9 protein-coding genes and 1 pseudogene are annotated in these 10,518 nt (G+C 43.0%); 8 read left to right on the plus strand and 2 right to left on the minus strand.

All coding sequences use genetic code 11. The annotated features are described in order from the left end of the window. Both QZY09_RS17530 and QZY09_RS17535 read right to left on the minus strand, forming a co-directional pair. A pseudogene (locus tag QZY09_RS17530) lies at positions 1–208 on the minus strand (1-acyl-sn-glycerol-3-phosphate acyltransferase); the annotation flags it as partial. A gap of 66 nt (positions 209–274) precedes the next feature. Next, positions 275–1,027, minus strand: coding sequence for a 1-acyl-sn-glycerol-3-phosphate acyltransferase (locus QZY09_RS17535; protein WP_295674481.1), 753 nt, complete (start codon positions 1,025–1,027; stop codon positions 275–277). Between the two features lie 37 nt (positions 1,028–1,064). On the opposite strand from QZY09_RS17535, the gene trpS reads away from it, so the two are divergent. From trpS to QZY09_RS17575, 8 genes are all read left to right on the plus strand, one after another. Then, on the plus strand, positions 1,065–2,060 hold the full coding sequence (gene trpS / locus QZY09_RS17540) for a tryptophan--tRNA ligase (protein WP_295674482.1): 996 nt from the start codon (positions 1,065–1,067) through the stop codon (positions 2,058–2,060). 221 nt (positions 2,061–2,281) lie between these two features. Next, entirely contained in the window at positions 2,282–2,896 is a 615-nt protein-coding gene (locus QZY09_RS17545) for a deoxynucleoside kinase (RefSeq protein WP_295674483.1), read from the plus strand. Positions 2,897–3,004: 108 nt separating this feature from the next. After that, positions 3,005–3,730, plus strand: a complete 726-nt coding sequence (gene kdsB / locus QZY09_RS17550) for a 3-deoxy-manno-octulosonate cytidylyltransferase (RefSeq protein ID WP_295674485.1) — start codon at positions 3,005–3,007, stop codon at positions 3,728–3,730. A gap of 55 nt (positions 3,731–3,785) precedes the next feature. Further along, positions 3,786–4,394, plus strand: a complete 609-nt coding sequence (locus tag QZY09_RS17555) for a hypothetical protein (RefSeq protein ID WP_295674486.1) — start codon at positions 3,786–3,788, stop codon at positions 4,392–4,394. Between the two features lie 30 nt (positions 4,395–4,424). Next, a complete protein-coding gene (locus QZY09_RS17560; protein WP_295674487.1) occupies positions 4,425–5,069 on the plus strand; it encodes a hypothetical protein in 645 nt (214 codons plus the stop codon). A 212-nt stretch (positions 5,070–5,281) separates the two neighbouring features. Then, on the plus strand, positions 5,282–6,892 hold the full coding sequence (locus QZY09_RS17565; protein WP_295674489.1) for a CTP synthase: 1,611 nt from the start codon (positions 5,282–5,284) through the stop codon (positions 6,890–6,892). Between the two features lie 21 nt (positions 6,893–6,913). Further along, positions 6,914–8,746, plus strand: a complete 1,833-nt coding sequence (yidC, locus tag QZY09_RS17570; RefSeq protein WP_295674490.1) for a membrane protein insertase YidC — start codon at positions 6,914–6,916, stop codon at positions 8,744–8,746. A gap of 207 nt (positions 8,747–8,953) precedes the next feature. Continuing rightward, positions 8,954–10,318 (plus strand): exonuclease domain-containing protein, encoded by a 1,365-nt coding sequence (locus QZY09_RS17575; RefSeq protein WP_295674491.1) that lies wholly within the window; start codon positions 8,954–8,956, stop codon positions 10,316–10,318. Positions 10,319–10,518 lie beyond the last annotated feature (200 nt).

Genomic DNA, 10,518 nt, shown 5'->3' on the forward strand with positions numbered 1-10,518 from the left:
AGTCGATCTGCCCCTCATATTTCACCCTGAAAAATATTCCCGAAACGAGTGCACTCGCCTTGATGATAAAACGCCTGAACCCGTTTATATATTTATATCGTTTCGCTCTGCGCGACAGGTAAAATAAAACGGGCCAAACCAACAGAAAAAAAAAGGCTACGCTATACCTGTAAAAATGGGTATGTATTCTTTTTAATAAGATTATCATGGCTCCCAAAAATAGCAAAAAGTTGCGTAGAGACGCAACACTTTGCGTCTAAGCAGAAAATCATATTCATGCGATCTCCAATGCCATATACCCCAGCTGTAATTGCCGGCCGATGATGCCGTAAACCTCATCACGCAGCGCGTCCGCATCGGCCGGGGCAAGATGTGCCGTTTCTATCGGCCTGTGCACATGGTAATGGCAAATGCCTGGCTTTGTGCCATATTTGGTGCCATCGTCCCAAAGTTTCTTCCATGTATCTGAGGTCGACACAGGTATAATTGGGATCTTTAAATCAATAGCCAATTTAAACGGCCCATTCTTAAACTCATGAAGGGTTGGGGGATAATTATCGGCGATGCCTCCCTCCGGGAAAATGATGAGCGTATACCCGCTGTTGAGTCTTTCGCCGGCCATTTTAAATGCCCTGTAGGATGACATTTTACTTTCGCGGTTTACCGGGATATCCACTGTTCTGAAAAACAGGCCCGTCACCAACCCGTCCTTTAATGTTTCTTTACCCATAAAACAGCAATTGCTTTTTACTAACACGGACATGGCCGCGATATCAAGATTTGAAGTATGGTTAGGACAAACAATATAGGTTTTGCTCCAGTCGATGGGTTGCTCGTATTCATAGCTAAAAAGAAAACCAACAAAGCCCGAACTTAAAAAACCCCAGGCGCGCCTTAGTTTATTCATACCGTGATAACGGGATGGATTACGCGAAAAATAATACAGCAAGGGCCAGAATAAAAAATAGGTAAGGGCTACGCTGGCGACATATAAATACACGTGGATTTTCTTCAATAGTATTTTCATCTCCCTCAAAAATATAAAAAATCCTTACTTTCGCGCCATGGAAACTGTTGTTAGTGGGATCCGTTCAACCGGAAAACTACATTTGGGGAATTACTACGGAGCGATACAAAACTTCGTAAAAATGCAGCATGAGTATAATTGCTATTTTTTTATAGCCGACCTGCATTCATTAACCACACACCCCACCCCTGCCGATCTTCATGGTAATATTAAACAGGTGCTGGTTGAATACCTTGCAGCCGGCATCAACCCCGAAACTGCGACGATCTATTTACAATCAGATGTCCCCGAAATATCCGAGCTTTACCTATATATGAATATGAATGCCTACCTGGGAGAACTGGAACGGGCCACATCATTCAAAGATAAGGTACGTGCGAACCCCGATAATGTGAACGCCGGCCTTTTAACCTACCCGGTTTTAATGGCCGCAGATATTATTATTCATAAAGCGACCAAGGTACCGGTAGGTAAAGACCAGGAACAGCACCTGGAAATGGCGCGCACTTTTGCCAACCGTTTTAACCGGTTGTACAATAAGGAAGTTTTTCCGGAGCCGTATGCATTTAATTACAGCGAGAGCCTGGTAAAAATTCCGGGCCTGGATGGCGCCGGTAAAATGGGGAAGTCAGAAGGTGAAGGGAACGCGGTTTTTTTATCCGATTCGCCGGAAGCAATCCGCAAAAAGGTAATGCGCGCCGTTACTGACAGCGGCCCGACTGCCGAAAACCAGGAAAAACCGGTCGAAATACAAAATCTTTTTGACATCATGAAGGTGGTTTCGTCTGCTGATACCTACACCCATTTCGACAATTTATACAACAGCTGCCAGGTACGTTACGGTGACCTGAAGAAACAACTGGCCGAGGATATTATTATAGCGACTACACCCATCCGCGAAAAAATAAACGATATTGCCAACGATGCACCCTATTTACGGCAGGTCGCCAAACACGGCGCCATTAAAGCCCGTGAAAGCGCGCAGCGTACCCTTAAAGAAGTACGGGAAACTATTGGTTTCAGAAGCTTCTGAGGAAGTTTATAGTTCATGGTTTATAGTTCATAGTGGCTGCCAGTTGACATTTGATATCGTATTTTCAGTTCGTTGTTGATAGTTCATGCTCCATAATGTATATTAGGCGGAGTTTTATCATGATTTAGTTACACTAATGGTTGGCTACGGCTTAAGAACTCCCGCTATGAACTATGAACCATGAACTATGAACGAAAACAACTATTAACGATCAACTAAAAATGCACATTGCTATTGTAGGAAACATTGGCGCCGGTAAAACTACGCTGACCGAATTGCTGGCCAAAAACTATGGCTGGGACCCTTTGTATGAAGCTGTTGACAACAATCCGTACCTGGAAGATTTTTACAGCGACATGAAACGCTGGAGTTTTAACCTGCAGATCTATTTTTTAAATGCCCGTTACCGGCAGATGGTTGACGTTCAGAAAGAGCCACACAATATCATCCAGGACAGGACCATTTACGAGGATGCCTATATTTTTGCCGAAAACCTGCATGATATGGGTTTGATGACTACCCGCGATTACCAGAATTACCAGGCCATTTTTGATAATATTATTGAAAACATTAAACCACCCGACCTGCTCATCTACCTCAAAGCTTCGGTACCCACGCTGGTAAACAATATCCAACGCCGCGGCCGCGAATATGAATCAGGCATCCGGCTGGATTACCTGTCCAAACTGAACGATAAATACCAAAAATGGATCAACGGCTATAAACTGGGCAAATTGCTGATCATCGACAAGGATAATATTGATTTTGCGAATAAATCCGAAGACCTGGCTACCGTAGTACAGATGGTGGAGCGGGAGATACATGGGTTATTTTAATTTTAGAATTACGATTTACGATTTGACAGCAATCGTAAATCGTAAACGGCGCAGCCCTCTTGAACACAATTAAAAACAAACAATTGTGAAAAATCTAAAATCGTAAATATGATTCTCGGCATCATCCCCGCCCGTTACGCCTCTACCCGTTTTCCGGGTAAACCACTTGTTGATATTGCCGGCAAAAGCATGATCCAAAGGGTTTATGAACAAGCTAAAAAGTGTGTACATTTAGCTGAAGTGATTGTTGCTACCGACGACGAGCGCATTTATAAACATGTGCACGATTTTGGCGGGGTTGCCGTCATCACCTCTCCCGATCACCAGAGCGGGACGGACCGCTGCGCCGAAGTGGCCCTGAAGCACCTCCAATACGATGTGATCATTAATATCCAGGGCGATGAACCTTTTATCGACCCGGAGCAGATCAGCAAACTGGCGGCTTGTTTTAATGATAAGGATACCCAGATCGCTACCCTGATCAAAAAAGTATTAAGCAAAGAAGAATTATTCAATGCCAACTCACCAAAAGTGGTGGTAAACAAGCTGTCCGAAGCCGTTTATTTTTCCCGCTCTCCCCTGCCGCATATCCGCGGGCAGGAACCGCAAAACTGGCTCAACCATTTTACTTATTTTAAGCATATCGGCATTTACGGCTACCGGGCAGATGTTTTGCAGGAGATCACTAAACTGCCGGTATCATCTCTTGAAAAAGCCGAAAGCCTGGAGCAATTGCGCTGGATAGAAAACGGCTACCGCATAAAAGTTGCCGAAACGGAGCTGGAGACTTATGCAGTGGATACGCCGGAGGATTTGGAAAAATTGAAACAATAAATTACATTGCATAACCGATTTACTGCAATTAAAACCTGTCTCAATTTAACCAAGCATGACCATATCCCTTAAAAAACTCATCCTGTTAAGTGCAGTTTCACTTACAACGCTATCGCTGAAAGCGCAATATGAAGACCGCGTGATCACCGACAAACACGACACCATACACTGCAAACTTTCGCGGGGGTGGATGGGGGTAATTAAATATAAAACGGATAAGGGCGATCCTATTAAAATAGAATTGCGTAATGTGCGGGAATTCTATTCTGAAAACAAAAAAATGTGGGTTAGGAGGGTTTATATTACCAGTTCGCGAATCCCATGTTTTGTTGACGTACTGGTAGCGGGCAAATTAAATCTATACGAAATGAGCGGCAAGCTCGCCTTTTATGACGGCTCGCTCACCTACGCCCGTGTAAACCCGATGGCTACGTCGTACGTGCCAGCAACCAAAACCCAAAATTTCGTAGCAAAAACAACCGATACAGCCGAAGTGGTAATGGACGATGATATTTCGCGCGGCAAAAACAAGGAACTGCTTGATGCCAAATTTGTCCCCTTCATCCAGGACAATAAAGATGTTTACAGCCGCTACCAGGCAGAAGGCCACATCAGTTTTGGTGAACTTAAAAAACTGGTTGAAATGTACAACGCGGGCAAGTAAATTTAATTACTCCTAAACAGATAATTACAAATGAAACCTTTTAAAACCTTATTGACTACCTTCAGCTTGTTGGCCTCTTTTTGCTGTGCCATTGGCCAGGGGAAATTTCCTAAAGTAATTGATAAAGAAGAATCAAAATTAACGGGTTATATCGTCAATACTAAAGGCGATACTGTACAATGTGATTTTAAAAAACCGGCTTTGGGCACCTTAAGATACAAGCCTGTTAATTCCACTGAAAAATTCAAAAAGCCATCCACAGACGATCTAAAAGCTTATTATTGTGCTTGGGACTCAACGATGTATGAAGCTTTACCTATTGATACGGACGGCTATAACCCTGAATTTTTAAAAAGGCTGGAGTCAGGCACCATAAGGCTTTATGAACAGCATATCGTTAGCTCCGGATATTTTATGAACGGTTACTATACCGGCGGCCGCAACGACGTATATTTTTATGTCAGCAAAGATTTGGCCTCGCTGAAACAAATAAAATCGAATACCTTGAACATTGGCGGCGACAGCCGGAAAAAACGCAAAGCATACCTGCTTGGCCTGATAGCAGATGACCCTGACCTGGCGAAACAGTTTGAAGCCGAACAGGATTATGACCTGAAAACACTGAGGCATTATATCCATGCTTATAATGAGTTTAAATCGGGGGCGACTAAATGATCAATTTGATAATTTGAAGATGTAGCAATTTGAAAATTAGTTTGTAGCAGTATAATTCATTTTCAAATTTCCAAATCCTGAAATTTTCAAATCAAACCCCTTTTTCCACATTTAAAACTTCTTCGTTTTAAGCCCAAAAATTTTCTTACTTTTGTATCCCGTACACAAACAATTTGTTTCGGCCCAAATGCCGGTTCAAAAGCAAAAAAATCATGACTAAATACATTTTTGTTACGGGCGGCGTTACCTCGTCGTTAGGGAAAGGCATTATATCAGCCTCCCTTGCAAAACTCCTTCAATCGCGCGGTTATCGCGTAACAATTCAAAAGTTCGACCCCTATATCAATATCGATCCGGGTACATTGAACCCATACGAGCATGGTGAATGCTATGTTACTGAAGACGGCGCCGAAACCGATTTGGACCTTGGCCACTACGAGCGCTTTTTAAATACCCCTACTTCGCAATCCAACAACATTACTACGGGTCGCATATATCAGAATGTGATCAACCGCGAACGCCAGGGGGATTTTTTGGGTAAAACCGTACAGGTTGTACCGCATATTACGGACGAGATTAAAAGGAATATCCGCCTGCTGGGCGAAAGCGGCGAATATGATATCGTGATCACTGAATTGGGCGGGACTGTTGGTGATATTGAGTCGCTACCCTATATTGAAGCGGTTAGACAGTTCAGGTGGGAAATCGGTTCAGGTAATTCCCTGGTAATCCACTTAACCTTAATACCCTTCCTTGCAGCTGCCGGCGAATTAAAAACCAAACCTACGCAGCACTCTGTTAAAATGCTGCTGGAATATGGTATCCAGCCTGATATTTTGGTTTGCCGTACTGAACATCATCTTAATATGGATATCCGTAAAAAGATAGCTTTATTTTGTAATGTGAACATCAACGCGGTAATTGAATCTATTGATGCATCCACTATTTATGATGTACCGCTATTGATGCTGAAAGAGCAATTGGACAAAACCGTTTTAACCAAATTAAAACTGCCCAATAAAAACGAGCCCGACCTGGAAAACTGGAAAGACTTTTTGGGCCGCTTAAAAAACCCTACTTCCGAAGTTCGTATTGGCCTTGTAGGGAAATATGTGGAACTGCCTGATGCCTATAAATCCATCAGCGAGTCATTTATACATGCTGGTGCAAAAAACGAATGCAAAGTAAAAGTTGAATATATCCCTTCGGAAATGTTAACACCCGGCAATGCCGTTGAAAGGCTAAAAGGCCTGCACGGTGTTTTGGTAGCACCCGGCTTCGGCGAGCGCGGCTTTGAAGGCAAAATTGAAGCCATCCGTTATGTACGCGAAAACAATATCCCTTTCTTTGGTATTTGCCTGGGCATGCAATGCGCGGTGGTTGAATTTGCCCGCAATGTATTAGGTTTGAAAGAAGCGAGCAGCACCGAAATGAACCCGGACACCCCATTCCCGGTGATCGGGATGATGGAAGACCAAAAGAAAATTGTAAACAAAGGCGGCACCATGCGTTTGGGCGCTTATGTATGCGATTTGAAAAAAGGCAGCAAAGCCGAAAAATTTTATGGCAAGCCCAGGATCAGTGAACGGCACAGGCACCGCTATGAATTTAATAACGCCTATTTAAAGGATTACGAAAATGCCGGTTTAATGCCATCTGGCTTTAACCCCGAAAACAACCTGGTTGAGATAGTTGAGCTTAAAAATCATCCGTTTTTTATCGGTTCACAATTTCACCCCGAATTAAAATCAACAGTTGCAAATCCGCATCCACTTTTTATTAACTTTGTCGCCGCTTCGCTGGCCTATGCCCGTAAGCAATAAAAATAGAACGAAAATATAGTAATGGATAAAAATACGTTTACAGGATTATTCCTGATCATGATCATAATGGGAGCTTCCATTTTTTTCATGAAACCTAATGATGCTGACATAAAGAAAGAAGCGATCCGGATGCACGCAGATTCGGCGAAAAAAGGGCTGCTGCCAAAAACAGCCGCTATAGCAACAAAAGCTGCTGACACTGCAAAAGCAGTCGCGAATGTTAAAGTTGATTCGGCAATATTAAAAAGCCCCTTCGGCGCCGCAACAGTAGGTACCGAAAAACTGATCACACTTGAAAATAAGGACATCATTGTAAAGTTAACCAACCATGGCGGCCGCGTTTATTCAGTTGAATTGAAAGACTACAAAACTTTTAATAAAAAACCGCTGGTATTATTTGAAGGAGACCACAATCATTTCGGTTTAAATTTTACTGCCGGCAATAACAGCATCAATACCGATAATCTTTATTTTACCCCAAGTGCCAGCGCGCTTACCGTTTCCGGTAAAGATTCCAGCACGGTTACCATGCGTTTGAGTTATAGCGCAACCCAATATATTGATTACATCTATTCACTTAAAGGTGAAGGCTATAAATTAGGCTTAACTATAAAACCAACCGGGTTAGACCAGGTTGCCAATACAAACACCATCAATGTTAACTGGGCCGCAAGTATGCGTAAACAGGAAAAAGATATGGACCAGGAACGCCGCTATTCGACCATATACTTTATGAATACTGATGAAGGTGTTGATTATTTGAGCGAAACCAAAGACGATAAAACCGATGTGAATGATAAAAAATTGCAATGGGTATCCTACCAGGCGCACTTTTTCTCTGACGTGCTAATCGCAAAAAAGGGTTTTGATAAATCAAGCATGTCTATCAGTACCGACGTAACGGATACTACCCATTCACGACAGATGAGCGCCGCGCTTACCGTTAGCAAAAATACAGACGGTACTTACCCTCTTGAATTTTACTTTGGCCCGGTTAAATATAACTTCCTTAAAACACAGGGCTATCACCTGGAAAAACAGGTATACATGGGCTGGGGATTCCTGGCATATATCAACCGATTTTCAGTATTGCCCGTATTTAATTTCCTGAGCCAGTTTACGAGCAATTATGGTTTGATCATATTGGCGCTGACCCTTATCCTTAAACTCGTTTTATCACCGCTTACCTATAAGTCGTACTTGTCAATGGCAAAGATGCGTGTATTAAAGCCGGAGATGGACGAAATTAAGGGAAAAGTTGGCGAAGATAACCCTACCCTTTTACAACAGGAATACCTGAAACTGTACAAAAAAGCCGGTGTTAACCCACTGGGGGGCTGTTTGCCATTAGTGATACAAATGCCGATCGTATTTGCCTTCTTTCGGTTTTTCCCGAGCTTATTTGAGTTACGCGGACAGGGATTTTTATGGATGCATGATCTTTCAACTTATGACGCGCTGATCACCTTCCCTAATATTCCGTTTATCGGCAACCACTTAAGTATTATGTGTCTGCTGATGACGATCTCTACGCTGATCTACACTTATTTTAATAACCAGATCTCGGGCGCAACCGGGCAAATGAAATATATCGGGTATATCACTCCCGTCATTTTCCTTGGCGCGCTGAACAGTTATCCATCAGGATTGAATTATTATTACTTCCTGGCTAACATGCTTACCTTCTTACAGCAATACATCATTCGTTTGATGGTTGATGATAAAAAGATCCATGCCCAGATCCAGGAAAACAAAAAGAAACCCGAGGTAAAAAAGAAACAAAGCAGTTTCCAGGCCCGCCTTGAAGAAATGACGCGCCAGAAACAACAATTGCCTCCGGCGAAGAAGAAGTAAGGTAGTTCATGGTTAATAGTTGATAGTTCATAGCAGCTGCAACCATTGGAGATTAAACTTCAACAATAGATAATAAAAGGCCGAAATCATTAAATATGGTTTCGGCCTTTTTGGTGAAACCAATAATTTTATTCATCATGAACTATCAACCATGAACTATGAACAAAAAACTAAAACAATTAGCAAAAAATAATTACATTTACCCCCATGTATGCGATTGTTGATATTGAGACTACCGGGGGGCATGCCAGCGCTAATGGCATTACTGAAATAGCTATTTGCATACACAATGGTAAAAAGGTAATTGAGCGCTATTCAACCTTAGTGAACCCGCGCAGGGAGATCCCCGTGTACATCAGCGCCTTAACCGGCATCACCAATGAAATGGTACAAAACGCCCCGCCTTTTGAGGATGTGGCGCACGATGTATATCACCTCCTGAATAATAAAATCTTTGTTGCCCACAACGTAAATTTCGATCATTCCTTTATTCGCTATCATTTGGCCGCGGCAGGTTATGAGTTGAATTGCAGTAAACTGTGTACTGTTAGGTTGGGTCGTAAAATAATCCCCGGGCTTCCCTCCTACAGTCTTGGCAAACTGTGCAGGCATTTGGGTATCGATAACGAAAGCCGCCACCGCGCGGCAGGCGATGCGGAAGCAACATCACAGCTATTTTCATTATTGTTACAGAAAGATACGGGTAACCATATCCCTTTGGCGTTAAAGCAAAATTCAAAAGAACAGGTTTTGCCACCAAACCTACCCCGGAAGGACGTGGATGCGTTGCCGCAATCGCCGGGTATCTATTATTTCCACGATGAAAAAGGGAAAGTTATTTATGTTGGCAAAGCAAAAAACCTAAAAAAGCGGGTAAGCAGCCACTTCACAGGCAATAACCCGGGCCCGCAGCGGCAGGAGTTTTTACGGAATATCTGCCATATTACCTTTCAGCTTTGTGGTACCGAGTTAATTGCCTTTGTACTGGAGGCTGTGGAGATCAAGCGCCTTTGGCCGAGGTACAACCGGTCCTTAAAGCGGTTTGAGCAGGCTTATAGCCTATATGCCTTTGAAGACCAGCGCGGCTACCTTCGCCTGGCTGTGGATAAGCACAGAAAAATGACCGGCTCCATTTATAGTTGCAACACACTATTTGAAGCGCGTAGTGTAATCCTCCAGTTGATTGATACCTTTGAACTTTGTCCAAAACTTTGCTTTATTCAAACCAATACAGAGCCTTGTATTGGCGTAAACGGCGAAAAATGTGCGTGCGAAGGCGTTGAATCGCCCGAAGCCTATAACAAAAAAGTAAATGCTGCCATTGATGAATTAAATAACGCCCTGCCCACCTTCGCCATCAGGGATGCCGGCCGTACTGATGAGGAACATAGCTGTTTGCTGATTGAAAAGGGCAAATTTTATGGTATGGGGTTCATCTCCCATTATTTTGATGTCGACAACCTGCAGCAATTAAAAAATCACCTCACCCCCTATCCCGGCAATGATTATATCAAAGGGATGGTGGCCAATTATGCAACTAAATTTCCGGAACGGAAGGTTGTGTTTGGATAGAAAGTAAGATATGTTAACGCCAGGGAAATCGCTTTTAAAACAGGGGGCTCCACTGGAGCCATTAAATCACAATTGTATGTGCTATAACCAGGTAGTTCCGCTGGAACTATTGCGACCTTCTGTCTATGACTCCGGAGGAGTTGCCTGTTTATAGCATAAATAGATCAGCTGATGGCTCCGTAGGTGCCTCCTGTTAGCTA

This window comes from uncultured Mucilaginibacter sp., from assembly GCF_903913935.1.
Classification (GTDB): Bacteria; Bacteroidota; Bacteroidia; order Sphingobacteriales; family Sphingobacteriaceae; genus Mucilaginibacter.

What these genes read in the sequence shown, in the direction of transcription:
- QZY09_RS17575 (WP_295674491.1), top strand. Translation starts at nt 8,954, where the DNA reads ATGTATGCGATTGTTGATATTGAGACTACCGGGGGGCATGCCAGCGCT.
- QZY09_RS17565 (WP_295674489.1), top strand. Translation starts at nt 5,282, where the DNA reads ATGACTAAATACATTTTTGTTACGGGCGGCGTTACCTCGTCGTTAGGG.
- QZY09_RS17560 (WP_295674487.1), top strand. Translation starts at nt 4,425, where the DNA reads ATGAAACCTTTTAAAACCTTATTGACTACCTTCAGCTTGTTGGCCTCT.
- QZY09_RS17555 (WP_295674486.1), top strand. Translation starts at nt 3,786, where the DNA reads ATGACCATATCCCTTAAAAAACTCATCCTGTTAAGTGCAGTTTCACTT.
- kdsB (WP_295674485.1), top strand. Translation starts at nt 3,005, where the DNA reads ATGATTCTCGGCATCATCCCCGCCCGTTACGCCTCTACCCGTTTTCCG.
- yidC (WP_295674490.1), top strand. Translation starts at nt 6,914, where the DNA reads ATGGATAAAAATACGTTTACAGGATTATTCCTGATCATGATCATAATG.
- trpS (WP_295674482.1), top strand. Translation starts at nt 1,065, where the DNA reads ATGGAAACTGTTGTTAGTGGGATCCGTTCAACCGGAAAACTACATTTG.
- QZY09_RS17545 (WP_295674483.1), top strand. Translation starts at nt 2,282, where the DNA reads ATGCACATTGCTATTGTAGGAAACATTGGCGCCGGTAAAACTACGCTG.
- QZY09_RS17535 (WP_295674481.1), bottom strand. Translation starts at nt 1,027, where the DNA reads ATGAAAATACTATTGAAGAAAATCCACGTGTATTTATATGTCGCCAGC.